21 protein-coding genes are annotated in these 25,801 nt (G+C 67.9%); 7 read left to right on the top strand and 14 right to left on the bottom strand.

Annotation, left to right across the window (positions count from 1 at the left end; translation table 11 throughout):
* Nucleotides 1-52 precede the first annotated feature (52 nt).
* The 5 genes from AC1DFC_RS16580 to AC1DFC_RS16560 all read left to right on the top strand — a co-directional run bounded on the left by AC1DFC_RS16580 (nt 53) and on the right by AC1DFC_RS16560 (nt 8,769).
* Nucleotides 53-3,565, top strand: a complete 3,513-nt coding sequence (locus tag AC1DFC_RS16580; protein ID WP_478179602.1) for a transglutaminase family protein — start codon at nt 53-55, stop codon at nt 3,563-3,565.
* Nucleotides 3,566-3,627: 62 nt separating this feature from the next.
* A complete protein-coding gene (locus AC1DFC_RS16575) occupies nt 3,628-6,363 on the top strand; it encodes a circularly permuted type 2 ATP-grasp protein (RefSeq protein ID WP_042673131.1) in 2,736 nt (911 codons plus the stop codon).
* Between the two features lie 126 nt (nt 6,364-6,489).
* The gene (locus tag AC1DFC_RS16570; protein ID WP_007838550.1) at nt 6,490-7,317 is read left to right on the top strand and encodes a basic amino acid ABC transporter substrate-binding protein; all 828 of its coding nucleotides are present in this window, start codon (nt 6,490-6,492) and stop codon (nt 7,315-7,317) included.
* A gap of 25 nt (nt 7,318-7,342) precedes the next feature.
* Nucleotides 7,343-8,314 carry a transglutaminase family protein gene (locus AC1DFC_RS16565; RefSeq protein ID WP_007838551.1) on the top strand — a complete coding sequence of 324 codons (972 nt, stop codon included), beginning with the start codon at nt 7,343-7,345 and terminating at the stop codon, nt 8,312-8,314.
* Nucleotides 8,311-8,769: a RidA family protein gene (locus tag AC1DFC_RS16560; protein WP_478179601.1), complete on the top strand. Its 459-nt coding sequence runs from the start codon at nt 8,311-8,313 to the stop codon at nt 8,767-8,769. Before AC1DFC_RS16565 ends, AC1DFC_RS16560 begins: the two co-directional genes overlap by 4 nt.
* Nucleotides 8,770-8,839: 70 nt before the next feature.
* Here AC1DFC_RS16560 and AC1DFC_RS16555 read toward each other — a convergent pair whose 3' ends face one another.
* From AC1DFC_RS16555 to AC1DFC_RS16500, 12 genes are all read right to left on the bottom strand, one after another.
* Nucleotides 8,840-10,198, bottom strand: a complete 1,359-nt coding sequence (locus AC1DFC_RS16555) for an MFS transporter (protein WP_478179614.1) — start codon at nt 10,196-10,198, stop codon at nt 8,840-8,842.
* Between the two features lie 22 nt (nt 10,199-10,220).
* Nucleotides 10,221-10,880 (bottom strand): aspartate/glutamate racemase family protein, encoded by a 660-nt coding sequence (locus tag AC1DFC_RS16550; protein ID WP_478179600.1) that lies wholly within the window; start codon nt 10,878-10,880, stop codon nt 10,221-10,223.
* Between the two features lie 19 nt (nt 10,881-10,899).
* Nucleotides 10,900-12,354, bottom strand: a complete 1,455-nt coding sequence (locus AC1DFC_RS16545; RefSeq protein WP_007838557.1) for an MFS transporter — start codon at nt 12,352-12,354, stop codon at nt 10,900-10,902.
* A gap of 242 nt (nt 12,355-12,596) precedes the next feature.
* On the bottom strand, nt 12,597-13,439 hold the full coding sequence (locus tag AC1DFC_RS16540; RefSeq protein WP_007838561.1) for a MurR/RpiR family transcriptional regulator: 843 nt from the start codon (nt 13,437-13,439) through the stop codon (nt 12,597-12,599).
* Nucleotides 13,440-13,485: 46 nt separating this feature from the next.
* Nucleotides 13,486-14,511 (bottom strand): LacI family DNA-binding transcriptional regulator, encoded by a 1,026-nt coding sequence (locus AC1DFC_RS16535; RefSeq protein ID WP_413316137.1) that lies wholly within the window; start codon nt 14,509-14,511, stop codon nt 13,486-13,488.
* 124 nt (nt 14,512-14,635) lie between these two features.
* The gene (locus AC1DFC_RS16530) at nt 14,636-15,625 is read right to left on the bottom strand and encodes a 2-hydroxyacid dehydrogenase (RefSeq protein WP_478179599.1); all 990 of its coding nucleotides are present in this window, start codon (nt 15,623-15,625) and stop codon (nt 14,636-14,638) included.
* Between the two features lie 5 nt (nt 15,626-15,630).
* Nucleotides 15,631-16,584 carry a sugar kinase gene (locus AC1DFC_RS16525; protein WP_478179598.1) on the bottom strand — a complete coding sequence of 318 codons (954 nt, stop codon included), beginning with the start codon at nt 16,582-16,584 and terminating at the stop codon, nt 15,631-15,633.
* 14 nt (nt 16,585-16,598) lie between these two features.
* Nucleotides 16,599-17,342 carry a sugar phosphate isomerase/epimerase family protein gene (locus AC1DFC_RS16520; RefSeq protein WP_007838569.1) on the bottom strand — a complete coding sequence of 248 codons (744 nt, stop codon included), beginning with the start codon at nt 17,340-17,342 and terminating at the stop codon, nt 16,599-16,601.
* On the bottom strand, nt 17,343-18,098 hold the full coding sequence (locus AC1DFC_RS16515; RefSeq protein ID WP_007838571.1) for an amino acid ABC transporter ATP-binding protein: 756 nt from the start codon (nt 18,096-18,098) through the stop codon (nt 17,343-17,345).
* Nucleotides 18,099-18,235: 137 nt separating this feature from the next.
* Nucleotides 18,236-19,033: a transporter substrate-binding domain-containing protein gene (locus AC1DFC_RS16510; protein ID WP_413316368.1), complete on the bottom strand. Its 798-nt coding sequence runs from the start codon at nt 19,031-19,033 to the stop codon at nt 18,236-18,238.
* Nucleotides 19,034-19,088: 55 nt separating this feature from the next.
* Nucleotides 19,089-19,742: an amino acid ABC transporter permease gene (locus tag AC1DFC_RS16505; protein WP_007835641.1), complete on the bottom strand. Its 654-nt coding sequence runs from the start codon at nt 19,740-19,742 to the stop codon at nt 19,089-19,091.
* A gap of 24 nt (nt 19,743-19,766) precedes the next feature.
* Nucleotides 19,767-20,438 (bottom strand): amino acid ABC transporter permease, encoded by a 672-nt coding sequence (locus AC1DFC_RS16500; RefSeq protein WP_007835644.1) that lies wholly within the window; start codon nt 20,436-20,438, stop codon nt 19,767-19,769.
* A 142-nt stretch (nt 20,439-20,580) separates the two neighbouring features.
* On the opposite strand from AC1DFC_RS16500, the gene AC1DFC_RS16495 reads away from it, so the two are divergent.
* Nucleotides 20,581-22,290: a magnesium transporter CorA family protein gene (locus AC1DFC_RS16495; RefSeq protein WP_007835645.1), complete on the top strand. Its 1,710-nt coding sequence runs from the start codon at nt 20,581-20,583 to the stop codon at nt 22,288-22,290.
* Here AC1DFC_RS16495 and AC1DFC_RS16490 read toward each other — a convergent pair whose 3' ends face one another.
* Both AC1DFC_RS16490 and AC1DFC_RS16485 read right to left on the bottom strand, forming a co-directional pair.
* Entirely contained in the window at nt 22,291-22,821 is a 531-nt protein-coding gene (locus AC1DFC_RS16490) for a cysteine hydrolase family protein (protein WP_007835646.1), read from the bottom strand. It abuts the gene before it with no gap.
* 22 nt (nt 22,822-22,843) lie between these two features.
* Complete coding sequence (locus tag AC1DFC_RS16485) at nt 22,844-24,436, bottom strand: esterase/lipase family protein (protein ID WP_007835647.1); 1,593 nt, start codon at nt 24,434-24,436, stop codon at nt 22,844-22,846.
* A 222-nt stretch (nt 24,437-24,658) separates the two neighbouring features.
* On the opposite strand from AC1DFC_RS16485, the gene AC1DFC_RS16480 reads away from it, so the two are divergent.
* On the top strand, nt 24,659-25,780 hold the full coding sequence (locus AC1DFC_RS16480; protein ID WP_478179597.1) for an MBL fold metallo-hydrolase: 1,122 nt from the start codon (nt 24,659-24,661) through the stop codon (nt 25,778-25,780).
* The last annotated feature ends 21 nt before the right edge of the window (nt 25,781-25,801 follow it).

Below are 25,801 nucleotides of genomic sequence, written 5' to 3'. Positions count from 1 at the left end.
TCACAAGAGACATCTTTTCGATGCAATCTCGCAGCACTGCACATAAAAACGCATGTCCATTCACGCCGCTCTCCACCACGTCACCCACTACAAATACGACCGCCCGGTGCAGCTGGGCCCACAGGTCGTGCGCTTGCGGCCCGCGCCGCATTGCCGCAGCAACGTGATCTCGTACTCGCTGCGGGTCGAGCCGGCCGAGCACTTCGTCAACTGGATGCAGGACCCCTTCGCCAACTACCAGGCACGGCTGGTGTTCCCCGAGAAGACGCGCGAATTCAAGGTCACGGTCGACCTCGTGGTCGAGATGGCGGTCTACAACCCGTTCGACTTCTTCCTCGAGCCGCAGGCCGAGAACTTCCCTTTCAAGTACACGCAGTCGCAGGCCGAGGAGCTCGCGCCCTACCTCGTCACCGAAACGCCCACGCCGCTGCTGCAGGCCTACCTCGACAAGATCGAGCGCAAGGAGCAGCGCACCATCGACTTCCTGGTCGGCATCAACCAGCAGGTGCAGCAGGACGTCAACTACCTGATCCGCATGGAGCCCGGCGTGCAGACGCCGGAAGAAACGCTCGCCAGCGGCAGCGGCTCCTGCCGCGACTCGGGCTGGCTGCTGGTGCAGCTGCTGCGCCACTGCGGACTGGCCGCGCGTTTCGTCTCGGGCTACCTGATCCAGCTCACGCCCGACGTGAAGGCGCTCGACGGCCCGAGCGGCACCACGGTCGACTTCACCGACCTGCACGCCTGGTGCGAGGTGTTCCTGCCGGGCGCAGGCTGGATCGGCCTCGACGCCACCTCGGGCCTGCTGGCCGGCGAAGGCCACATTCCGCTGGCCTGCACGCCCACACCATCGAGCGCCGCGCCCATCGAGGGCGGCGTGGATGAGTCGGAGGTCGAGTTCGGCCATGAAATGAAGGTCACGCGCATCTACGAATCGCCGCGCGTCACCAAGCCCTACACCGAAGAGCAATGGTCCGAAGTGCTGGCCCTGGGCGACGCCGTCGATGCGCGCCTGAAGGCCGGCGACGTGCGCCTCACCATGGGCGGCGAGCCCACCTACGTGGCCACCAGCGACCGCGACGCGCCCGAATGGAACACCGACGCGCTCGGCCCCACCAAGCGCGGCTACGCCACCGAACTCGTGCACAAGCTGCGCGCCGAGTACGGCAAGGGCGGCTTCCTGCATTTCGGCCAAGGCAAGTGGTACCCGGGCGAGCAGCTGCCGCGCTGGGCGCTGTCGATCTTCTGGCGCGCCGACGGCCAGACGCTGTGGCACGACCCCGAGCTCTTCGCCGACGAGCGTTTTCCCACGCAGTACACGAGCGAGGACGCGCGCCGCTTCACCACCGTGCTGGCGCACAAGCTCGGCCTGACCGAGCGCTACATCCAGCCCGGCTACGAAGACACCTACTACTACCTCTGGCGCGAACGCCGCCTGCCGGTGAACGTCGACCCCTTCGAGTCGAAGCTCGACGACGAACTCGAGCGCGTGCGCCTGCGCCGCGTGTTCACGCAGAAGCTCGACGCGGTGATCGGCTACATGCTGCCCATCGAGCCCGGCAACGCGAACAGCGATGCACCCGCGCTCGCCGGCCCCGGCTGGAAGACCGGGCCCTGGTTCCTGCGCGACGACCGGCTCTACCTGATCCCGGGCGACTCGCCCATGGGCTACCGACTGCCGCTCGACTCGCAGCCGTGGGCGAGCAAAGGCGACTATCCCTACCTGATCGAGCGCGACCCGACCGCGCCGCGCGGTGCGCTGCCGAGCGCGGCCGACTACCGCGCGCGCTATGCCGTGGCGGCAGGCGGTGCGGAGGGTGACCGCGGCGCCGTGCCCTATGCCTTCGGCACGCCGCCCGTCGTGGCGGCCTCGCTGCGCATGCAGGCACCGGGCAGTGCAGGCGAAGGCGGCGCAGCCACGGCCGCCGACGGGGCTGCCGACAAGTCGTCCACCACCGCGCGCCAGCCGCTGCGCGGCGAATCGGCCCACTGGGTCACGCGCACTGCGCTGTGCGTCGAAGTGCGCGACCCGCGCCGCGCCAACGGCCCCGCGGCCGAGAAGAAGGGCAATGCCTCGGGCGTGCTCTACGTCTTCATGCCGCCGCTCGCGCGCCTGGAGGACTATCTCGACCTCGTCGCGGCCGTCGAAGCCACCGCGCGCGAACTCGGCATGCGCATCGTGATGGAAGGCTATCCGCCGCCGCGCGACCCGCGCCTGAAGATGCTGGCCGTCACCCCCGACCCTGGCGTGATCGAGGTCAACATCCACCCGGCGCACAACTGGAAGGAACTGGTCGATCACACCGAGTTCCTCTACAACGCCGCCTTCGAAACCCGCCTGTCGGCCGAGAAGTTCATGACCGACGGCCGCCACACCGGCACCGGCGGCGGCAACCACTTCGTGATGGGCGGTGCCACGCCGGCCGACAGCCCCTTCCTGCGCCGGCCCGAGCTGCTGGCCAGCCTGCTGCTGTACTGGCACAACCACCCGTCGCTGAGCTATTTGTTCTCGGGCATGTTCATCGGCCCGACCAGTCAGGCGCCGCGCGTGGACGAAGCGCGCAACGACCAGGTCTACGAGCTGGAAATCGCGCTGAAAGAGATCGCTAAGAACCGCGAGATCTACGGCGCCAACATGCCCGCATGGCTGGTCGACCGCACGCTGCGCAACATCCTGATCGACGTGTCGGGCAACACGCACCGCAGCGAGTTCTGCATCGACAAGCTCTACTCGCCCGACTCGAGCACCGGCCGCCTCGGCCTGCTGGAGCTGCGCGCCTTCGAGATGCCGCCGCATGCGCGCATGAGCATCGCGCAGCAATTGCTGATCCGCGCGCTGGTGGCCCGCTTCTGGGACGAGCCCTACAAGGCCCCCGTCACGCGCTGGGGCACCGAGCTGCACGACCGTTTCCTGCTGCCGACCTTCGTGAAGATGGACTTCGACGACGTCATCAGCGAGATGCGCCAGGCCGGCTACGCCTTCGACGCCGACTGGTTCGCGCCGCATTTCGAGTTCCGCTTCCCGCTCGTGGGCCAGATGCAGGCGATGGGCGTGGAGCTGTCGCTGCGCAATGCGCTGGAGCCATGGCACGTGATGGGAGAGGAAGGCTCGGCCGGCGGCACGGTGCGCTATGTCGATTCGTCGCTCGAGCGCATCGAGGTGCGCGTGACCGGCCTGAACGAAAGCCGCCATGTCGTCACCGTCAACGGCAAGGTGCTGCCGCTGCAGCCCACCGGCGTCACGGGCGAGTTCGTGGCCGGCGTGCGCTACAAGGCCTGGAACCCGCCGTCGGCGCTGCACCCGAGCATCAAGGCCCATGCGCCGCTGACCTTCGACCTGGTCGACACCTGGATGAAGCGCTCGCTGGGCGGCTGCCAGTACTTCGTCGCCCACCCGGGCGGGCGCAACTACGACACCTTCCCGGTCAATGCCTACGAGGCCGAAAGCCGCCGCCATTCGCGCTTCACCCGCACCGGACACACGCCCGGCCTCATGCGCACGCCCCCGGCGACCATCGAGCTGCCGGGCAGCCGCGAATTCCCGTTCACGCTGGACCTGCKGCGGTAAGGGGTCATTCGGCACGCTGCCCGAACGGACGCCCCGTGACGGCAGTGTGACAATCCACCCCTGTGGAACCTTTGAACGAATCCCTGTTCGACGCCGAGGCGCTGGAGTTTCCAGCTGCCCTGGCGTCGGCGCTCGCCCCTGCGGCCCTGCCCGGTCATTTCGATGAACTGCGCGGAGCGGCCACGGCGGCTGCGCCCGTGCGGCCGGCGGCGGGAGCCGTGCCTGCCGCCGCTGCGCCGCTCTATGACACCGCCGGTGAGCGGCCGGTAGCGTCTGGCCAGTCTCAATCGCAGTCCCAATCCCAGTCCCAGACGCAGACACAGGCCCCGCCCGGCGAACAACCGCCGCTCACGCCCGCCTGGAACGCCTTCTTCGATCAACTCGGCCCCGACGGCTTCAGCGACCTGCCCCGGCGTGCAGCCAGCCTCGAGCGCCAGATCCGCGACAACGGCGTCACCTACAACGTGTACGCCGACGCCAACGGCCCGCAGCGGCCATGGTCGCTCGACCTGTTCCCGCTGATCGTCTCGCCCGAGAGCTGGAGCCAGATCGAGGCCGGCGTGCTGCAGCGCGTGCGCGTGCTCGACCGCGTGATGGCCGACGTCTACGGCCCGCAGCAGCTGCTGGCCGAAGGGCTCATTCCGCCGGCGCTGGTGCGCGGCCACCCCGGCTACCTGCGCGCGCTGCACGGCGTCAAGCCGCCGGGCGACACCTGGCTGCACATCGCGGCCTTCGACCTCGCGCGCGGCCCCGACGGCAACTGGTGGGTGGTCTCGCAGCGCACCCAGGCGCCTTCGGGCCTGGGCTACCTGCTCGAGAACCGTTTGGCCATCACGCGGCAGTTTCCGCAGGCCTTCGAAGCGCTGCACGTGCAGCGCCTGGCCGCCACCTACAGCGCCATGATGGAAGGCCTGCAGCACATGTGCCCGGCCGGCGTGCCGCCGCACATCGCGCTGCTCACGCCCGGCCCGTACAACGAAACCTATTTCGAGCACGCCTACCTCGCGCGCTACCTGGGCCTCACGCTGGTCGAGGGCAGCGACCTCACGGTGCGCGACCAGCGGCTGTACCTCAAGACGCTGCAGGGCCTGCGCCCGGTGCACGGCCTCATCAAGCGGCTCGACGACCAGTTCCTCGACCCGCTGGAGCTGCGCCCCGATTCCACGCTCGGCGTGCCCGGCCTGCTGCAGGCCATTCGCGCCGGCAATGTGCTGGTGGCCAACATGCCGGGCTCGGCGTTCCTCGAATCGCCCGCGCTGCTCGGCTTCCTGCCGGGCCTGGCGCGCCGCCTGATCGGCGAGAAGCTCAAGCTGCCCGCGTTGCCCACCTGGTGGTGCGGCGAGCGCGCGGCGCTCGAATCGGTGCTGCCGCAACTGGCCGACTGCGCCATCAAGCCCACCTACCCCGGCTTCGACGGCCACGCCAGCTTCGACGCCGTGCTCGGCAGCCAGCTCGGACGGCGCGAGCTCGACGAATGGGCCGGCCGCATCGTGCGCGAAGGCGACGGCCACACCGTGCAGGGCTATCTGCCGCTGTCGCAGATGCCCACCTGGGCCAACGACATGGGCCCGGGCCACATCGCGCCGCGCGCAGTGCTGCTGCGCGTGTTCGCGGTGAGCGACGGCGCGCAATCGTGGCGCGTGCTGCCCGGCGGCCTGGCCCGGCTCGCGGGGCCCGACGCACAGATCGCATCGATGCAGCGCGGCGGCAGCAGCGCCGACGTGTGGGTGCAGACCCACGGCGAGGTCGACCGCACCACGCTGCTGCAGCCGCACGCCACGCCGGCCTCGCTCGCGCGGCACCGCGCCCCCGTCACCAGCCGCGCCGCGGAGAACATGTTCTGGCTCGGGCGCTACACCGAGCGCGCCGAGAACGCCGTACGCCTCGCGCGCCTCACGCTCAACCTGCTGGGCAGCGAAGACCAGTCGTCGCGCCCGCTGCTCGAATGGCTGCACCGCATGGCGCTGCGCAACGCACTGGTGCCAGCCGAGGCGCCCAGTGCGCCGAAGTCGCGCCGGGTGTTCGAACGCGCACTGATCGCCGAACTCGGCGACGTGGAGCGCGGCGGCAGCGTGGGCTTCAGCCTGATGTGCATCCGGCAGGCCGCCGCCGCCGTGCGCGAACGCCTGTCGCAGGACAACTGGAACCAGATCGTGCGCGCCGAGGCCGACTTCCTGCGCCGCGCGGCCGAGCAGGCCGGCGAAGGCAGCTTTGCCACCGGCGCCGCGCTGCGCGCCCTCGAATCCGCCAGCACCGCGCTGGCCGCCATGACCGGCGCGCAAACCGACCGCATGACGCGCGACGATGCCTGGCGCCTGCTGTCCATCGGCCGCCACATCGAACGCCTGGGCTTCCTGTCGAACGCGCTGGAGGCCGGCTTCGAGAACGGCGCCGTGCACGAGGTCAGCGGCTTCGAGGCGATGGTGGCGCTGTTCGACAGCACCATCACCTTCCATGCCCGCTACCAGCAGCGCCGCGACGTCGCCACCATGGTCGACCTGCTGGTGCTCGACGCCGAGAATCCGCGCTCGCTCGCATGGGTCACGCAGACGCTGCGCGGACGCATCGCCCGGCTGGCCGGCAGTGCGCCCGGCAAGCTGACGGCGCTGTCGTACGAGTTGTCCGATCCGGCCAGCTGGACGCTCGAACACCTCTGCGCCACGGGGCCTCATGGCAACTATCCGGCCCTCGCCGAACTGCTCGCCAACTGCGAGACGGCGGCCTACCATGTGTCGGACGCCATCGGCACACGCTACTTCACGCTGACCTCCGAATCGCTGCGCTCCGTCGGGGCGTGAACAGGCACTCCCCATGCTTCGCGCACTTCGTGTCGCTACGCACCCCCCCTCGCTGGGGGCAACGCCTGCGGCCCGGCAAAGCCGGTTCCGCGGCGTTCCACAACAAGTTCACGGAGAAGCACCGCCATGCCCCACCGCGTCACCATCAACCGCCGCTTCGCACTCACCGCCGCGGGCCTCTTCGCGGCCCTCGCCATCGCCGGCTGCGACAAGCAGGAGCCGGCATCCGCACCGTCCGCCACCGGTGCACCGGCGGCACCGGCCGCCGCGCGCGTGCTCGTGGTCGGCACCGACGCCGCGTACACGCCCTTCGAATCGCAGAACGACAAGGGCGAGATCGTAGGCTTCGACGTCGACGTAGTGAAGGCGGTCGCGCAGAAGGCGGGCTTCGAGGTGAAGTTCGTCAACACGCCGTGGGAAGGCATCTTCAATGCGCTCGACCAGGGCGACCGCGACCTGCTGGTGTCGGCCATCACCGTCACCGACGAGCGCCGCCAGACCATGGACTTCTCGCAGCCCTACTTCGACGCCCGGCAGCTGATCGCCGTGAAGAGCGACTCGCCCGTCACGAAATTCGAGGACATCAAGAACATGAAAGTCGGCGTGCAGAACGGCACCACCGGCGACGAGGTCGTGGGCAAGCTGCTGGGCAAGTCGAGCACCGCCATCAAGCGCTTCGAATCGACGCCGCTCGCGCTCAAGGAACTCGAGGCCGGCGGCGTGCAGGCCGTGGTGGCAGACAACGGCGTGGTGGTGCACTACATCGCGAACAACACCGCGGGCGGTTTCAAGACCGTGAGCGACGCGGGCTTTCCGGTCGAGAAGTACGGCATTGCCGTGAAGAAGGGCAACGCCGAACTGCTGGCCAGGATCAACCAGGGCCTCGAAGGCATCCGGGCCGACGGCACCTACGCGAAGATCTACGCTTCGCACTTCGGCGCCGAGGCCAAGTAGACCCACGCAACGGGCACTGTCGATCATGCTGCTTCACGTCACCCACGAAACGCGCTACGAGTACTCGCCGCCGGTCGAGACCGCGCAGCACCTCGCCCACCTCAAGCCGCTGGCCACGGATTCGCAGCGGCTCGTGAGCCACCGGCTTGCCATCGAGCCGGCGCCTGCGCAGCGCAACGAGCTGGCCGACCTGTACGGCAACACGCGCGCCTTCTTCGCACTCGAAGCCACGCACGACCGGCTCGTCGTCACGGCCGAGAGCGTGGTCGAAACCTCGCAGCCCGTGCTGTCGCCCGCCGTGGCGCGCGAACTGCCGTGGGAAGCCGTGCGCGAGCGCTTCCGCTTCCGCAAGGACGCCACCTTCGATGCGGCCTCGGAGTTCGTCTTTCCCTCGCCCTACGTGCCGCGCCACGGCGACTTCGCGGCCTATGCGCGCGCCAGCTTCGTGCCTGGCCGCCCTACCTTCGACGTGGCGATGGACCTCACCGAGCGCATGTACGAGGACTTCGCGTACGACGCCGACAGCACCGAGATCAACACCCCCGCCGTCGAGGCTCTCGCACAGCGCAAGGGCGTGTGCCAGGACTTCGCCCACATCATGATCGCGTGCTTCCGCACCATGGGCCTGCCCGCGCGCTACGTCAGCGGCTATCTTCTGACGCAGCCGCCGCCCGGCCAGCCCCGGCTGGTGGGCGCCGATGCGTCGCACGCCTGGGTGTCGGTGTACTTGCCCGGAAAGGGCGAGGACGACGGTTCCGAGAGCGCGGGCGGCTGGGCCGATTTCGATCCCACCAACGGCCGCCAGCCGGGCGAGGACTACGTCACGCTCGCCATCGGCCGCGACTATTCCGACGTGTCGCCGATGCGCGGCGTACTCCATGGCGGCGCCAGGCACACGCTGCGGGTCGGCGTGACCGTGCAGCCCGTGGGGGAAGTGGTCGAGGGCCTGCCGCAAACACAGACACAATCGCCTTCCCAAGACAAGGAGTCTCCATGAGCGTTTACGACAAACTTTCCAGCCTCGGCATCACCCTGCCCCCGGTCGCCGCCCCCGCGGCCGCCTACGTGCCCTTCGTGCAGACCGGCAACCTCGTGTTCCTCTCGGGCCACATTGCGAAGAAGGACGGCAAGGTCTGGGCCGGCCAGCTCGGCGCCAGCATCGGCACCGAGGAAGGCAAGCAGGCCGCACGCGCCATCGCCATCGACCTGCTCGGCACGCTGCACGCGGCCGTGGGTGACCTGAACAAGGTCAAGCGCATCGTCAAGGTGATGAGCCTCGTGAACTCGGTCGGCACCTTCACCGAACAGCACCTTGTGACCAACGGCGCGAGCGAGTTCTTCGCCGAAGTCTTCGGTCCCGAAAAGGGCGCGCATGCACGCAGCGCCTTCGGCGTCGCTCAGGTGCCGATGGGAGCCTGCGTGGAGATCGAGCTGATCGCCGAAGTCGGCTGATCCCGTCGATCTTTTTCAGTTGACGCCCGGCTCGGGCGAGCCGCCGCGGCAGCGGGCAGCGCTCGTCCAGTCACTCCCCCGGCGCGGGGCTGCGCGCCTTCTCGCGCGAGACGAACAGCACGATCAGCACTGTCGCCATGCACTCGACCACCGCGATGATCGTCAGGCCCTGCGCATATTGCCCCGTGCTGCTCTTCAGGTAGCCCAGCAGCTGCGGCGAGAAATACCCCGCGAGGTTGGCCACCGAATTGATGAACGCCAGGCCCACCACCAGCGCCGTGGCAGACAGGTAGCGGCTCGGTATCTGCCAATAGATCGGGATCGAGCCCATCGTGCCGGCCGACGACAGCGCCAGCGACACGATCACGCCGGCCATGTTTTTCTGGCCCAGGAAGTAGGCCGTGAGCAGCAGGCCCAGCGCTCCCAGCCCGGCCGCGATGGCCGTGTGCCACTTCACCTCCTTGCGCCGGTCCGAGAGGTAGCCGTTGCCGATCATCCCGATCCAGCCGCAGGCGTAGATGCCCGCCATGACCCAGCCCAGCTTCTTGATGTCGTTCACGCCGACCTCCCGCACGATGCTCGGCCCGTAGTACACCAGCGTGGCATTGCCCGCCACGATGCAGAAGAAGATCAGCGTGAGCACCCAGAGCTGCGGGTTGCGCATCGACGCCAGGAAGCTGTGCTCGCGGTGGCCCAGGCTCCTGGCCTCGAGCACCAGTTCGCTCTCGACATGCGCCTTCTGCCGCGCGCTCAGCCAGCGTGCCTTGGCGGGCGAATCGCTGAGGACGAAGTACGCCACGGCCCCCGCCACGATCGATGGAATGCCCTCGATCACGAACAGCCACTGCCAGCCGCGAAAGCCACCCACGCCGCCGAGCGCTTCCATCAGGTAGGCGGCGATCGGGCTGCCGAACATCAGCGACAGCGCGGAAGCCGAAACGAAGAACGCGAGCGCCTTGCCGCGCCGGTGTGCGGGCAGCCAGTAGGTCAGGTACAGGATCACGCCCGGCTGCAGGCCCGCCTCGAACGCCCCCATGAGGAAGCGCAGCGCATAGAACTGCAGCGGTGTCTTCACCCAGGCCATGAGCACGCACACCACGCCCCAGCCGATGGTGATGCGCATGATGGTCTTCTTGGCGCCGAACTTCTGCAGCAGCATGTTGCTCGGCACTTCGAAGAAGAAGTAGCCGATGAAGAACACGCCCGCACCCGCGCCGTAGATGGCGTCGGACCACTGCAGGTCGCTCATCATCGTGAGCTTCGCGAAGCCGACGTTGACGCGGTCGATCCACGCCAGGAACCACACCAGCGTGAGGAAGGGAATCAGGCGCCAGACGATGCGCCTGAAGGTCAGGTCGCGTTCCGCGAGCGAGTCCACGCCCGTGCCTGACGCCGCTGCAGATGCGCCCGGATTTGCCGCCGTGCTCATGCTCATGTCTTGCTCCTCATGTTCAGGACGCGACTTCGAGTCGCGCACACAGCTGCCGCATTGCGGCGGAAATCGGTGCGATCACCGGCACGCCGAAGCGCGGTGCCAACGCCAGCGCGGCCTGGCCCAGCGGGCCGCCGCCGATGATCACGGCCTGCGCGCCGTCTTCGTCTATGCAGCGCTGCACGGCCCGTGCCAGCGCGTCCTCCAGCGCTTGCGGTTCGGCCGCCAGTTCGCGCGGGTCGCCCTGTGTCAGGCGGGTGCCGGCGTACAGGCCGAGCAACCCGAGCGCACGGGCGCGCCGCTCGATGGGTGCCACCAGTTCCGGCGTCACCGTGGCGATGCCGAAGCGCCGATGTCCATGGCTCGCCTCGCGCATCGACGCCTCCGCGATGCCGACCACCGGCACCCGCGCGTTCGCTCGCACGAGGTCGATTCCCGGGTCGCCGAAGGCACTGACGATCACGCCGTCCCAGCGCGCAACGCCAGCCTCGCGCCACACCTTCAGCACCTCGGTGGCGGCGGCCTCGAGCTCCTGCTCGTTGACGATCATCGAGGGCCCGCCCGTGGCGGTGCGGCCGGTCACGCGGCAGCCCGCAGGGGCCTCGCCGTTGGCGATCTTCGTCATCATCTCCGTGGTGGCGGTCGACGAGTTGGGGTTGATGAGCAGGATGTCCGTCATGCGAGAAGCTTTCTGAGGTTCAACCCGGCTGCGCGATCTTGGCGGCCTGGGTGGCGTCTGTGGCCAGGCCTTCACCGGGCAGGGGCAGTGCGTCGGGCGACTGGCCATAGGTTTCCGGCACGCTCTGCACGCTGATCACGAAGACCGCGTACATGCCGGCCGCCAGCCCGAACACGCCGACGAGGCCGAAGGCATCGAACAGGCGCCCGGCGACGAGCGGCATCAACGCGCCCGCCGCGGTGCCCGTGGCCAGGATGAAGGCAGTGCCGAAGGCCCGCACGCGCGTCGGGTAGAGCTCGGGCGCGAAGATCCAGATGGTCGTGTTCAGCAGCAGCACGAAGAACTGGAACACCGCGCCCGCAATGAGGATCACGGCGATGCTCTTGGCCACGAAACCGATCGTCAGGGCCGCCAGGCAGGCACACACGGCGCCGGCCGTCAACACGCGCTTGCGCGGAAAGTGAAAACCCAGCAGCGACGCCGCAATGGCGCCCAGCAGGCTGCCGCCCTGCATCACCATCGTGAACACCAGGCTCTTCGACATGCTGTAGCCCAGCGTGACGAGGATGGTCGGCATCAGCGTGAGCACCGAGATCTGCGCGCCGTAGGTCATCCAGATCGTGATGCACAGCGGGATGGTGCGCCGCGCCAGCGCACCGCGGAAGATCTCGGTGACGCGCACCTTGACCTTCGCAGGCTGCGCGTCCGCGCCGTCCTCGTTGATGTACTGCTGCTGCGGCACCTTCTTCGCCGAGAGCCGGCCCGACGCCAGCCGCGACAGCACCGCGTTCGTCTCCTTCACGCGGCCCTGCGAGAGCAGAAAGCGCGGCGTTTCCGGAATGTAGCGGCGATAGAACGCACCGAGCAGCGCCGGCACCATGAGGCAGGCAAAGAGCCAGCGCCACGCGTTGTCGCCCGGGAACATCCAGAACACCAGCAGGCCGAAGCCCGGCGCGAGGAAGTTGCCGAGGCCGCCTGCCCCCACGTTGACCAACCCCACTGCCGTGCCGCGGAACCTGGTCGAGCAGAACTCGGCCAGCATGGTCACCGCAATGGCGATCTCGCCGCCGAGTCCGAAGCCGACGATGGCACGCCCGAGCGCCATCACCGTGAAGTTCGGCGCCGTCGCGCAGACGCCCGCGCCCAGCGTGAACAGCAGCAGATCGAGCGACAGCATCACGCGGCGTCCGTAGCGATCGGCAATGAAGCCCGAAACGATCCGCCCGATCGCCGCACAGGTGAAGGTGACGGTGTTCAGCAGGCCGATGTCCGATGCGCTCAGGCCCCACTGCTGGCGCAGCATGGGCCCCACGATGCCGACGGCGTTCTGCTCGAAACTGTCGAACAGGCAACCGATCAGGATCAGAAAGATGATCGTGTGATGCGAGCGCGTGACACCGATCTTGTCGAGCGCGCGGTCGAGCTCGGCAACCCGGGGCGAGTCAGGCCCGGAGGAAAGTGCAGGTCCAGCCATTGGAAACCCCTTGAGAAAGGAAGAAGTGCTTGCTCGGTGCTGTCCGGAATCGCCTTTCGCATGCTATCGGCGACCTCGTTGCAATGACATATCGATTTCACCTATATATGTTTTGTGAAATCAAAATTTCAGTCACAAGCAACCATGAGCAAGCGCCATGCCCGAACTTTCGGGGAATTACAGGGGGAAATTTCAGGCCGGGCGCACCGTGAACGTGCGGGTGCGCACCGTTGGCGTGCGGCTCAGAGCTCGCCGTTTTCCTCGTGGCCGAGCTCGATGGCTGCCAGCCGCTTGCGGCCGGCGGAGCCGGAGGCCTCGATCACCATGGTGGCGAGCAGATCGCACACGCCCATCACCGCGGTGTGGTTGTCCAGCAGCCCGGGGCCGCGGCAATCGCACTGCAGCGACCAGGTGGCACCGGCAAAGTCCGGCGACGCCCGGTCGCTGATGTAGACGATGCGCGCGCCGATGCGGCTCGCGGCCTCGAGCAGGGTGTCCATCTGCCGCGTCTGCCGGCGCGTGCCGAAGACGATCACGCAGTCGCGCGTGCCCAGCCCGGCCAGGTGCTCGGCCAGCGTTTCTCCAGGCCCCGGAATGGCGGTGACGCGCGGGACCACCTGGATGATCTGCCAGCGCAGGTACTGCGCGAAGGCATGGCTGCTGCGGCTGCCGAAGATCAGCACCTGGTTCGCGCCGATGATCGCCTTGACGATCTCTGCCATCTGCCGGTCGTCGAGCCGATCGAAGGTGCTGGCCAGGTTGGCCTGCGACTGCTGGAAATGCGTGGCCACCAGGTGGCCCCGCTTGGAAGCCTCGGTGGCGTTCTGGAACAGCGGCGAGCCGGTCTGCTTTTCCTCACGGACCTGCCGCCGGGCCTCCTCGTAGTTCTCGTACCCGATGCGGCGGATGAAGCGGCTTACCGTCGAGGGCGACACGCCCGCAAGCTCCGCCAGTTCGTTACCGGCATAGCTCGCCAGCTCGCCCGGGAACTCCAGCACGAAGTCGGCAAGCTGGCGCTCCGTCGCGGACAGCTGGTCGAGCTGGCTGCGAACGCGGCGGACGAAGGAGTCTGCGGAAGGTGACATGGTGGTCTGGGCACGCGATGATGCCAGCTTCAACTGTTCGCGGATGCTAGAGCGCCCGCGACGAGCCCCGCACCACCAGCTCTCCAGGCAGCAGCAACTGGCGCGGCGCCGCGTCCAGTCCCCGCAGCCGCTCGATCAGGCAGGTAGCGGCGGTGCGGCCGATGGCGTCGGTGGGCTGGGCCACGGTGCTCAGGCCGGGACCGATGAGCGAGGCCCATTCCGGATCGTCGAAACCGACGAAGCCCAGGTCGGTGCCGAACTGCCAGCCCAGCCGCGCCATCGCCTGCGCAATGCGCAGCGTGACCACCGCATTGCCCGCGACCACGGCCGCGCGGCGGCCGCGCTTGGCGCGCTGGCGCAAGGCGCGCAAAGCCTCGTCGAGCGCATCGCTCTCACCCTCGACCGATTCGAACACCTCGCCCGCCACGCGCGGCTCATGCGCGGCCACGCAGGCGCCGAACGCTGCCGTGCGTTCGCGCCGCGAGCTCACGCCCTTCTGCGGCTCCGTGACGTAGAGCAGATCGCGGTAGCCGCCTTCGACCAGGTGGCCGCAGGTGGCCGTCATCGCGGCAGGGTTGTCGAGCGAGACGAAGTCCGTGTGCATGCCCGCGTGGCGGCGGTCGACCAGCACCGCCGGCTTGCCGTGCAGCGTGACCGCATCGACCACGTTGCTGCCTCGACCCAGCGTGTTGAGGATGAAGCCGTCGACCTGGTAGCCCGCCAGCGCATCGATGGCTTCGCGCTCGCGTTCGCTCTCGTTGCCGAGGTTGAACAGCATCACGAGATAGCCGGCGTCCTGGCAGGCCTTCTCGGCGCCGCGCAGCACCGCGACGGAATACGGGTTGGTGATGTCGGCCACGATCAGGCCGATGAGGCGCGAACGGCCATGGCTCAGGGCCTGCGCCATCGGGCTCGGCGAATAGGCGAGCGCGGCGATGGCGACTTCGACGCGCGCGGCGATGTCGGGGCTCAGCAGGCGTTCGCGGTGGTTGAGGAAGCGCGAGACGGTGGCCTTGGAGACGCCGGCCGCCGCGGCGACATCGGCGATGGTGGCGCGGCCCGTCGGCTTCATGGTCTTGCTCCTTCCCCTCCTGGGGGAAGGTTGGGGTGGGGGCAGGCAGAGTGCCCGCTGGATGCGCCGCTTGCCCCCACCCCTGCCCTCCCCCAGCGGGGGAGGGAGTAAAGCCCGGCTGAGCTCATGCGGCCGCCGTGTCGTACGGCGCCGTCGGCTTCTCCCCGGCCAGCACCTGCAGCAGATTGGTCGTCGCCAGCTCCGCCATCGCGTGCCGAGTCTCGTGCGTGGCCGAGCCGATGTGCGGCAGCGGCGTCACGCGCGGATGCGTGCGCAGCGGCGAGTCGGCCGGCAGCGGCTCCTTCGCGAACACGTCGAGGCCGGCGGCGCGCAGCGTGCCGTGGTCGAGGGCGTGCAGCAGCGCGTCTTCGTTCACGGTGGCGCCTCGGCCGCCGTTGATGAAGGACGCACCGGGCTTCATGCGCGCGAAGAAGGCCGCGTCGATCATGCCGCGCGTCGCGTCGGTCAGCGGCAGCATCGCAAGCACGATGTCGGCGCGCGCGAGCAGATCGTCGAGCGGCGTGTGCGTGGCGCGGCCCTGCAGTTCGGGCGCCTGCGCAGCCAGGTCGACCGCGCGGCGCGAGTGGTAGAGCACCGGCATGCCGAAACCCAGTGCGGCGCGCCTTGCCACGGCCTGCCCGATACGGCCGAAGCCCAGGATGCCCAGCGTCTTGCCATGCACGTCAGTGCCGAAGAGCTCTTCGCCGATGTTCCTGGTCCATCGCCCTTCGCGCACGAGGTTCGAGAGTTCGACCACGCGGCGCTGCGTGGCCATGAGGATCGCGAACACCGTGTCGGCCACCGTCTCGGTGAGCACGTCGGGGGTGTGGCACAGCACGATGCCGCGCTTGTGCAGCTCGGCCAGCGGGTAGTTGTCGACACCGACCGACACGCTCGAAATGACTTGCAGCTGCGGCGCCGCATCGAGCAGCGCGGCATCGACCGTATGGCTCGATCCGATCAACCCGTGCGCGGTGCGCAGCGCGGCGGCGAAGGCCTCGGGCTCCTTGCGGGGATCGGCCACGGTGACGTGGTGCGCGGCCTGCAGGCGTGCCAGCTGATCCTCGGGCAGCGGCCGGAAGACGAGGATGTTCTTCTTCGATGCGTTCGTCATGGCGTTCAGAGCCCCGCTTCTTCGAGTTGCGCCCGCGTCGGCAGGCCTTCGGTATCGCCCAGCACCTGAACGGCGCGCGCGCCGATCCATGCGCCGCGGCGCACGGCATCGGGCACGCCGCGGCCTTCGAGCAGCGCGCTCACCACACCGGCCGCGAAGCCGTCGCCCGCGCCCACGGTGTCGATCACTTCCTTCACCGGAAAGCCGTCGACGCGGCCAGTGCCGGCCACGTCGCTGTCGTAGTAGGCGCCCTCGGCGCCGAGCTTGACGACCACCAGCTTCGCGCCGCGTTCGCGATAGAACTTCGCGACGTCCTCGGGCTTGTCGTGGCCCGTGAGCAGCAGTCCCTCTTCGATGCCGGGCAGCACCCAGTCGGCGCGCGAGGCGAGTTCGTTGACCCAATGGCGCATGGTCTCGGTGGACGACCACAGCGTCGGGCGCAGGTTGGTGTCGAAGGAGATGGTGCGGCCCGCAGCGCGCATCACGTCCATGGTCTTCAGCGCGGCCTGCAGGCTGGTGTCGGAGATGGCGGCGAACACGCCCGTGGCGTGCAAATGGCGCGCCGAGCGCAGCCAGGCCTCGTCGACGTCGGCCGGGCCCATGTGGCTCGCGGCCGAGCCCTTGCGGTGGTATTCGATCGGCGGGTCGCTGCCGTCGGTGACGCGGCCCTTGAACTGGAAGCCGGTGCGCTGCGTCGCGTCGGTGATCACGTGCGAGCAGTCGATGCCTTCGGCGCGCATCGCGGCCAGCAACGCGCGGCCCATCGAGTCGGTGCCCAGGCGGCTGGCCCACCCGACCTTGAGGCCCAGTCGCGAGAGGCCGATGGCCACGTTGGTCTCGGCGCCGGCGGTGCGCTTGTGGAACGACTGGGCGTCTTCCAGCGGACCGGGCCGGTCGGCCACGAGCAGCAGCATGGCTTCGCCGAACAGGGCGACGTCGAAAGCGGTGGGTTCTGTCATGTGTGTCTCTCGATCTATGCGCGCGCGGCGCGGATGAAATCGATCTGCGCGCGGGTAACGGCCAGCAGGTCGTCGCCTGCGAGAGGGTATTCGATGGCGTGGGGCACGTCAGCCGGCAATGCACGCAGCACCGCGCGCCACGGCGCGGCCGAATCGCCCAGCGGCACCGCCACCCACTTGTGCGGCAGGCGCTGCACGCCCTTGCAATGCACGTAGCGCACGCGGTGGCCCAGCGCCTGCGCCGCCTGCAGCGGGCATTCGCCGAGCCAGTGCCAGTTGCCCATGTCGAAGGTCATGCCGAGCGGCACCCCGGCACGGTCGGCCACCTCGAAGAAAGTCTGCAGCGCGGGCAGCGTGCCGGCGCGCACGGTCTGGTCGTTCTCGATGAGCAGCTCGACGCGTGTTTCGGCCAGTTCCACCTTCAGGCCCCAGAGCGAGCCGTGCGACGAGGCCTGGAAGTCGCCGATGGACATCTTGAGCCGCTTGGCGCCTATACGCGTGGCCGCGGCGATGCCGCGCTTGAGCGCGGCGCTGTCGAGCCAGCCACCCTGGGCCCACAGGCCCTCGGGGCTGGAGTACACGGAAGCGAGCCCGCTCAGGGCGGGCAGTTCGGCCCCGGCGTCGCGCAGCATCTCGCCGCGCACTTCCACCGAATCGGCGCCAGCCGCCAATGCCAGCTGCGAGCACCAGAGCTGGCCATGCCGCCCCACCTCGGCCGCACCGAAGGACGACAGAGAAATCAGAACGGGAAAGGACATTCAGTGCGCTTGGTGGGAGCTGAGGATCTGGCCGAGGAACTGGCGCGTGCGCTCGTCCTTGGGGTTGCCGAAGAACTCTTCCGGCGGCGCCTGCTCGACGATCTTTCCGTCGGCCATGAAGATCACGCGATCGGCCACGCTGCGGGCAAAACCCATTTCGTGCGTCACGCACAGCATGGTCATGCCGTCTTCGGCAAGGCCGATCATGGTGTCGAGCACTTCCTTGACCATCTCGGGGTCGAGCGCGGAAGTGGGCTCGTCGAACAGCATGATCTTGGGCGCCATGCACAGCGCGCGGGCGATGGCCACGCGCTGCTGCTGGCCGCCGGAAAGCTGGCTCGGGTACTTGCCGGCCTGCTCGGGAATGCGTACGCGCGTGAGGTACTTCATGGCCACCTCTTCGGCTTGCGCCTTCGTCATGCCGCGCGAGCGCATCGGCGCCAGCGTGCAGTTCTCCAGGATGGTGAGGTGCGGGAACAGGTTGAACTGCTGGAACACCATGCCGACTTCGGCGCGCACGGCATCCACGTTCTTGCCGCCGGCCGTGAGGTCGATGCCGTCGACCACGATGCGGCCCTTCTGCACCGTCTCCAGCCGGTTGATGCAGCGGATGAGCGTCGACTTGCCCGAACCCGAAGGCCCGCAGATCACGATGCGCTCGCCCTGGCGCACCGACAGGTCGATGCCGGTCAACACCTGGAATTCACCGTACCACTTGTTGACCGCTTCCATGCGGATGATCGATTCCGTCGTCATGCTCGTTGTTCCGATACTCACTGTGGGGCGCCCTGCGCCTTCTCAAGGAACACCGCGGAACCGGCTTTGCCGGGCCGCAGGTGTTGCCCCCTGCAAGGGGGTTGGCGTAGCGACACGAAGTGCGCGAAGCCTGGGGGTTAGTTCATTTTCGGCAGGTCGGCCTGCAGCCACTTCTGATACAGCTTGTTGAGCTCGCCGTTGGCGGTGTTCTTCTGCACGAATTCGTTCACCGCCTTGTGCAGCTCTTCCTGGCCCGGACGCATCGCGATGCCCATCGACTGCTGCACCAGCGTGAACTTGTTTTCGTAGGTGCCGGCAGGCACGCGCTTGGCGATCTGTGCCGCCACGGTCACCGAGCAGCCGATGGCATCGACCTGGCCCGAGATCAGCGCCTGCATGGCCGAGGCGTCGTCGTCGAAACGGCGGATTTCGGTGCCTTCGGGCGCGGCCTTGGTCACGGCCACGTCCTGCGTCGAGGCGCGGGCCACGCCCACGCGCAGGCCCTTCAGGTCGCCCGCGGCCTTGATGGGGGCCTTGGTCGCGCCGTACAGCACGATGGTCGCGGCCGCGTAGGGCTGCGAGAACTGCACCTGCTTGGCACGCTCGGGCGTGATGGCCAGCGAGGCGACCAGCAGGTCGACCTTGTTGGTCAGCAGGAACGGGATGCGGTTGGGGCCCGTGACCGGCACGATGTTGGCCTTGACACCCCAGTCCTTCGCAAGCAGCTTGGCCACGTCGGCGTCGTAGCCGTCGGGCTGGTTCTTCGCATCGGTGGTGCCGTAGGGCGGAAAGTCGACCAGCATGCCGATGGTGATCTCGCCCTTCTTCTTGATGTCGGCCACCGACTGTGCCGAGGCGAAGGGTGCGAACACGGTGAGAGCGGCGCCGAGGCCCAGCACGGCGAGCGCGGCACGGCGGGTGGTGATACGGGTCATGGGTGTGTCTCCTGAATAAAGAAAGGAAGCGACGAGAAAGAGAAAACGGAAAGGGTCAGCGGGCAAGCGCCCGGGCGCGGCGGCGCTCCATGCGCGCGGCCAACAGCGACAGCGGCCAGCAGATCGCGAAGTAGATGGCCGCCACCACCGAGAACACGATGAGCGGCTGGAAGGTGGCGTTGTTGACGATCTGCCCGGCGCGCGTGACTTCGACAAAACCGATGATGGCCGCGAGCGACGTCCCCTTGATGATCTGCACCACGTAGCCCACCGTGGGCGCCAGCGCGATCTTCAGCGCCTGCGGCAACACCACGTCGCGCATGCGGGACGTGTACCTGAGGCTCAGCGCCTCGGCGGCTTCCCACTGGCCGCGCGGAATGGCCTCGATGCAACCGCGCCAGATCTCGCCGAGGAAAGCGGCGCTGTTCAGGATGAGCGCGACACCGGCAGCCACCCACGGATTGATGTCCAACCCCAGCACCGGCGCGCCGAAGAACACCAGGAACAGCTGCAGCAGCAGCGGCGTGCCCTGGAAGATCTGGATGAAAGTGGTCGACACGCCGCGCGCCCACGTCGACTGCGACGTGCGCATCAACGCGACGATGAGCCCCAGGATCGCGCCGCCCACGAAGGCGATGGCCGACAGCGCAAGCGTCCACTTGGCCGCTTCGAGGATGAAAAGGAATTCGGGAAAGCCGAAGGTGCGCATGGTGTTGTCTCCGTCCGTCGTTTCTTACCGGCGGTCCGGATAGTTGAGCGTGCGCCTGTAGATCAGCTTGAACATTGTCGAGAAGGCCAGCGCCAGCGCGAGGTAGATCGCAGCCACGACGATGTAGATCTCGAAGCTGCGGAAGGTCTGCGACTGCAGGTTGGCGGCCACCGAGGTCAGGTCGTCGGCCGAGATGACCGACACCACCGCCGAGCTCAGCATCAGCAGGATGAACTGGCTCGTGAGCGCCGGGTAGATGGCCTTCAGCGCGGGCTTGATGATGACGAAGCGGAAGATTTCCCAGGGCTTGAGGTTGAGCGCCCTGCCCGCCTCGATCTGCCCCTTGGGGATCGACTCGATGCCCGCGCGGATGATCTCGGTCGCATACGCACCGAGGTTCACCACCATCGCCACCAGCGCGGCCGTCTGCGGCGACCAGCGCAGCCCGATGGCCGGCAGCGCGAAGAAGAAAAAGAACAACTGCACGAGGAACGGCGTGTTGCGGATCACCTCGATATAGGCATTCACGATGAAGCGCAGCCAGCCAGGCCCGGAGGTCTTGCCCCAGGCGCAGAAGATGGCGACCACGAGGCCGAGCACCGTGGCCACGAGCGAGAGCTGGACCGTGATCCACGTGCCCTTGAGCAGCAACGGCCAGGCGGCGAAGACGGCGTCGAATTGAAACTGGTAGTTCATGAAGGGCGAACCCGGAAGGTGCGCGCGTGGCGCGTGCATGCCTCAAAAGCAATGCTTGCAGCTTATCTGAAACCGGTTTCATGATTGCCTAGGGATTCCCCTAAGTGGTCGTTTTGTCTCGCCTTCTGCCTACACTGAAGCCATGCTGAACCCACCCGCGGCCACCATGCCCACAGAGGCAACTGCGCTCTCCACAGGCGCCCCCACCGTGCAGCATTTCCGCCAGGCCCTGCTCTGGCCCTTGCGGCTGATGCCTGCGCCGGACGCCGGGCACGCGCACCACCACGCGCCCTGGCATGTGCTGCGCGAGATGGGCGATGCCTCGCCATGGCGCGAAGAGGTCGACGAATACACCGGCGACAGCAGCCGCTTTCACGAGCGGCACTACAACGAGTTCGTGAGCTTCCTGCCGTACGTGCAGCGCTTTCTCTACGGCGAGGGCCGCTCCCGCAACGGCAGCAGCGGCGGTCCGGCCTCCGGCAACGACGGCGATTCACCGATGCGCGTCTTCCGCCGCCAAGACATCGCATCGGTGCGCGTGGTGGCCCGCGCGGGCGACGCGCCCGTCACGCTCGACGTGGTGCATTGCGACCTCTACTTCTTCTTCGACATCGACGTGGTCATGGTGAACCTCGAGGTCGGGGCCGACCACCTGAGCCTCGCGCAGGCGCAGGAAATCCTCTACCGCTTCGGCCGCGCCTACCCCTCCGGCTGGGAGCCCGATGGTTCGGCGCTGCATTGCATGGCGAGCGTCGAATGGCTGGGCGCCGACGGCCGCGTCCTCGCAAGCTCCGACGCGCAGCAGCGCGAGAGCTTCCTCTCGCACGTGGCGCAGCACCGCGCGCCGCGCATCTCTTCGCACTGGGCCTACCTGATGCAGCCGCTGGTGAGCGACCATTCGGAAGACCCCGGCGTGCTGCGCTACCGGCAGATCGAGTACTACCGCATGCCGGTCATGGCCTACCTCTCGCTGGACGACCCGCGCCGCCTCACGCGCGACGACTTCGTGCGGCTCGCGCTGGTAACGGGTGCCGGCACCACCGACGCGCACCTGCCCTACGCCGACCACCACCTCGCCGACTTCGAGCACAAGTACTGCTACGACCGCTTCTGGGTCAACGCCGGCGCAGCACCCAACACGCGCTACCTGTGCAACGGCCACGCCCTCATCGTGGTGGGCGATGCGCACTCCGAGTTCTTCTGCTGCCGCGACCGCGGCGTGCTCGCGCAGTTCAGGCACCAGCACTTCCTGCTGTTCCTCATCGCGCATTTCCAGAAGGCCTCGCTGCTGATGTTCTCCGACCAGCTGGTGGAGGCGCTCAAGCGGCTCGACATCCGCAGCACGCCGAGCGTGAAGCAGTTCAAGCGCGCGATCCGCGCGAGCTTCGAGCGCTTCCTGCGCTTCACGCACCGCTACTGGTTCCACGAGATCTCGGAACAGGCGCAGGTGCGCGCGCTGTCGCACATGTGTGCCGCGCACCTCGGGCTCGACCCGCTCTACGACGAGGTCAAGGCGCGCATCGCCGACATGAACACATATCTCGACGCCGACAGCCTGCGCCGGCAGGCCAGCACCGTGGTGCGCCTCACGGTGGTCACGCTGTTCGGCCTGATCGGCACCATCACCACCGGCTTCCTCGGCATGAACCTGTTGGCCGAGGCCGACGCACCGCTGTGGCGCAAGGCGTTGTGGTTCGGCGTGGTGTTCGTCCTTACGACCTGGCTCACCATCTACACGATGGTGAAGTCGCAGCGGCTGTCGGATTTCATCGACGCGCTGTCGAACGACAGGCTGGGCTTCAAGGGGAAGATGGCCGCGCTGGCGCGGGTGTGGCGGCCGGGGGCCGACTGATCAGAACGCGATGTCGGCGCTGGCCACCGCGCGAATCGGCACGCCGAAGCTCGTGATGTCCGACAGCGTGGCGTTGTGATGCGCACGGATCTGCGCACCCGTCGCGTGCGGCTTGTCGTGCGAGGTGTGCGCGTCGGCTGCGAGCACCACGTGGTAGCCCAGCGCGGCGGCGCGGCGCACGGTGGTGTCGACGCAAAACTCCGACGAATAGCCGCAGACCACCACGCACTTCACGCCATGCTCCGACAGCCAGGCTTCGAGCGGCGTGCGCAGAAAGGAGTCGGGCGTGGTCTTGCGGATGCGGACGTCGCGCGAATCGGTGTTCAGCGCACCGGCGAGCTGCCAGCGCTCGGAATCGAATTCCAGGTCGACCGCATTCTCGTGCTGGATGAAGGCCACGGGCACACCGGCTGCACGGGCACGTTCGGTGAGCGCATTGATGCGCTGCATCACTTGCCCGGCTTCATGGGGGCGCGGCGGATCGTCGCAAAGGCCACGTTGGACGTCGATGACGAGGACGGCAGTGTTCATGCGCCCATCGTAGCGGCTCCCCTCAGTTCCAGGCACTCACTTCGAGCCGTACTTTCCCGCTGATGCCGGGCGCCGCCGGTGCGGCGCCGAGGCTCGACAGCGGCACCATGAACTGCAGCTTGCCGCTGGCCAGCTGCTTCGGGCTCATCGGCAGCGAGGCCTGCCCCGCCGTGTCGGTCTGCCAGCCGTACTTGACGTTCCAGCTCTGCGCCGGATCGCCAGGCGCGGGCGGCGCGATCTCGATGACCAGCGTGTCGCGGAACAGCGAGCTGCCTTCGTAGTGACCATCGAGCCAGAACTTGTTGTTGACCTGGTAGTCGGGCACGCGCACGCCCAGCGTCATGGCATAGGCGAGCGTCGGGCGGTCCTGCTTCACGCGGGCCCTGTTGGCGAGAAACACGGTGGAAAGGTAGATCGACCGGCGATCCGCCTTGGCCGGGTCGGTCAGTTCCTTGTGCGTACGGCAGGCGGGCGAATCTTCCTCGGCCACGCGCCGGCTCAGGTACCAGCGCTTGCCGCGCGGTGCGGCGAGCAGCTCGACCTGGTAGAGCGCATCGACGTCAGCGCCCTTGGGCAGGTCGGGCGGCAGCGTGACGCCCTCGATGTCGAACCAAAGATCGACCCGCACGTCGCCGAACAAGAAGCGCACGAGGTTCTGGTAGGCCTCCTCCGAATTGACGATGCCGAAGAAGCCCGAGTGCGAGCGGTAGGTGTAGGCGGTGGCCACCGGCTGCGTCTTGCCCGCAGCGTCGGAGGCCCAGAGCGAGGCGTTCTCGATGCGCACGAGCCCATCGCTGCCGTGGCCCGCGAACATGCGCGACAGGCCCTTGGCGCTTTCGTAGTCGCCGCGATTGGTACCGACCATGCAGAAGAAGCGCTCGGCCGGAAAGGCCGTGGCCGGCAGGTAGTCCATGCGGCCGTTGACCGCCGGCGTGGCCAGGAACTCCGACATCTTCTCGCGGTTGAAGGTGTTCATCTCAGCCGCCGTGAGCCAGGCCGGCACGTTGATGCCGCCCATGTCGATGCCGTTGTGCGGCGTGGCATAGGTGAACACCTTGTCGACGCACGCACGCGCGGCCGCCTCGCCGAGCTCGGGGTTCTGCAGGAAGGCGCGCACCACCAGGCCGCCCATCGAATGCGCGACGAGGTAGCAGCGGAAATCCGCGGGCGAGAAGCCGGGCCCCTCGCGCAGCGCCACGAGGTCGCGCACGCGCAGGATCAACTGGCTCAGGCCTTGCGCGTACACCTTGATGTCCCTGGCCCGGCCATCGCCGAGCAGCTCGGAGCCCGAGTCGTAGTAGCGGTAGATGATGACCGAAGCCGAGGGAATGCCGTCGACGTCCCTGCCGTTTTCATCGGGCGAGGGCTTCCAGTCGGGGTCGAGGATGTCCAGCCCGTTCTGGTAGACGCTCTGGTACTGGAAGTCAGCCAGCAGCCGCACCATGGGCGACTCGAAGACGAACTTCTGCGCCGGCGCTTCCTTCTTGACGGTGGCGCGATACACCGTGGAGCCGATGTTGAAACCGCAGAACGGATCGGCGGCGGTGTCATCGCGCTCCGCTTCGGTCATGGCGTAGCCACGCACGTAGATGATGGGGTAGCGATTGCTGCTCATGGCTCTGCCGCCTCGTTCCTTGGGATCGATGAAGACTTTCAGTTTGCCGAGGGGTGAAGGGGAGCGCCATATCGCGCATGGCATAGGACTGTTCGCTGTTTCGCCCCGGACAAACGTCCCGGATACCCCCGCTCCCCAAATGTTTCTACGGTTGAAACCATTGAAACGCGCATCGTCGCTAGTCTCGCGCCATCCGACAAACACAATCCAGAAGGCACTCCCATGGCTGACGATCCAGGTTCGCAGGGCTCCTACCTGCCTCAACTGCTGCGCCGTGGCACTGCATTGGCGGCCGCCGGCTGCGCGTTCGTGGCGGGATGCGGCGCCGCCGGCGGCGGCGAAACGCGCTACGACAACTCGCCGCAATTCCGCGACGGCGGCTTCCACAACATGGCCAACCCCGACCTGCCGACCCAGGCCAGCGCATGGCGCATCTGGTCGCGCTTCATCGTGGGCAGCAAGGTCGACACCGTGCCGGTCGATGCGATCCCCGTGCAGGCGCTGAACCGCGGCGCGCTCGATGCGCTCGACACCAAGGCCAACCACGTGGTGCGCCTCGGCCACTCGTCGCATCTGCTGAAGCTGCGCGGCAAGTACTGGCTGATCGACCCGGTGTTCAGCGACCGTGCATCGCCGGTGCAGTGGGCCGGGCCGAAGCGCTTTCACCAGCCGCCGATCGCGCTCGAACAGCTGCCGCCGATAGAGGGCGTGATCCTTTCGCACGACCACTACGACCACCTCGACGTGGCGACCATCGAGTACCTCTCGAAGAGCGTGCAGCGCTACTTCGTGCCGCTGGGCGTGCGCACGCGGCTGGTGGTGATGGGCGTGCCGGCCGAGCGCGTGAGCGAGCTCGACTGGTGGCAAAGCGGCGAACACGACGGCGTGAAGCTCACCGCCACGCCTGCGCAGCATTTTTCGGGCCGCACGCTGGGCGACCGCGACCGCACGCTATGGGCCTCATGGGTAGTGCAGAGCGGCGAGCAGCGCCTGTTCTACAGCGGGGATTCGGGCTACTTCCCCGGCTTCAAGCAGATCGGTGAACGCTTCGGTGGCTTCGACATCGCGCTGATGGAAAACGGCGCCTACGACAGCATGTGGCCGGCCGTGCACATGACGCCCGAGCAAAGCGTGCAGGCCTTCGAGGACCTGCGCGGCAAGGTGTTCTTCTCGGTGCACAACAGCACCTTCGACCTTTCCTTCCACACCTGGCACGACCCGCTGGACCGCATCGCGAACCTCGCGGAGGCAAAGAAGATCGAGCTGGCGACGCCGGTGATCGGAGAGGTGGTGACGGTGGGGCAGGCGCGCACGAATGTGCGCTGGTGGACCGGCCTGCGCTGAGCGGCCCTGCCGCTCGTTACC

Source organism: Variovorax sp. 10L421, assembly GCF_056395365.1.
Note: the sequence above shows the minus strand (reverse complement) of the source record. Positions and strands in the feature narration are given on the sequence as shown.

Coding starts and splice junctions, on each gene's coding strand:
- AC1DFC_RS16490 (WP_007835646.1), bottom strand. CDS start 22,821: ATGAACACTGCCGTCCTCGTCATCGACGTCCAACGTGGCCTTTGCGAC.
- AC1DFC_RS16525 (WP_478179598.1), bottom strand. CDS start 16,584: ATGACAGAACCCACCGCTTTCGACGTCGCCCTGTTCGGCGAAGCCATG.
- AC1DFC_RS16520 (WP_007838569.1), bottom strand. CDS start 17,342: ATGTCCTTTCCCGTTCTGATTTCTCTGTCGTCCTTCGGTGCGGCCGAG.
- AC1DFC_RS16500 (WP_007835644.1), bottom strand. CDS start 20,438: ATGAACTACCAGTTTCAATTCGACGCCGTCTTCGCCGCCTGGCCGTTG.
- AC1DFC_RS16555 (WP_478179614.1), bottom strand. CDS start 10,198: ATGAGCACGGCGGCAAATCCGGGCGCATCTGCAGCGGCGTCAGGCACG.
- AC1DFC_RS16570 (WP_007838550.1), top strand. CDS start 6,490: ATGCCCCACCGCGTCACCATCAACCGCCGCTTCGCACTCACCGCCGCG.
- AC1DFC_RS16545 (WP_007838557.1), bottom strand. CDS start 12,354: ATGGCTGGACCTGCACTTTCCTCCGGGCCTGACTCGCCCCGGGTTGCC.
- AC1DFC_RS16535 (WP_413316137.1), bottom strand. CDS start 14,511: ATGAAGCCGACGGGCCGCGCCACCATCGCCGATGTCGCCGCGGCGGCC.
- AC1DFC_RS16485 (WP_007835647.1), bottom strand. CDS start 24,436: ATGAGCAGCAATCGCTACCCCATCATCTACGTGCGTGGCTACGCCATG.
- AC1DFC_RS16515 (WP_007838571.1), bottom strand. CDS start 18,098: ATGACGACGGAATCGATCATCCGCATGGAAGCGGTCAACAAGTGGTAC.
- AC1DFC_RS16540 (WP_007838561.1), bottom strand. CDS start 13,439: ATGTCACCTTCCGCAGACTCCTTCGTCCGCCGCGTTCGCAGCCAGCTC.
- AC1DFC_RS16480 (WP_478179597.1), top strand. CDS start 24,659: ATGGCTGACGATCCAGGTTCGCAGGGCTCCTACCTGCCTCAACTGCTG.
- AC1DFC_RS16510 (WP_413316368.1), bottom strand. CDS start 19,033: ATGACCCGTATCACCACCCGCCGTGCCGCGCTCGCCGTGCTGGGCCTC.
- AC1DFC_RS16530 (WP_478179599.1), bottom strand. CDS start 15,625: ATGACGAACGCATCGAAGAAGAACATCCTCGTCTTCCGGCCGCTGCCC.
- AC1DFC_RS16550 (WP_478179600.1), bottom strand. CDS start 10,880: ATGACGGACATCCTGCTCATCAACCCCAACTCGTCGACCGCCACCACG.
- AC1DFC_RS16560 (WP_478179601.1), top strand. CDS start 8,311: ATGAGCGTTTACGACAAACTTTCCAGCCTCGGCATCACCCTGCCCCCG.
- AC1DFC_RS16565 (WP_007838551.1), top strand. CDS start 7,343: ATGCTGCTTCACGTCACCCACGAAACGCGCTACGAGTACTCGCCGCCG.
- AC1DFC_RS16505 (WP_007835641.1), bottom strand. CDS start 19,742: ATGCGCACCTTCGGCTTTCCCGAATTCCTTTTCATCCTCGAAGCGGCC.
- AC1DFC_RS16495 (WP_007835645.1), top strand. CDS start 20,581: ATGCTGAACCCACCCGCGGCCACCATGCCCACAGAGGCAACTGCGCTC.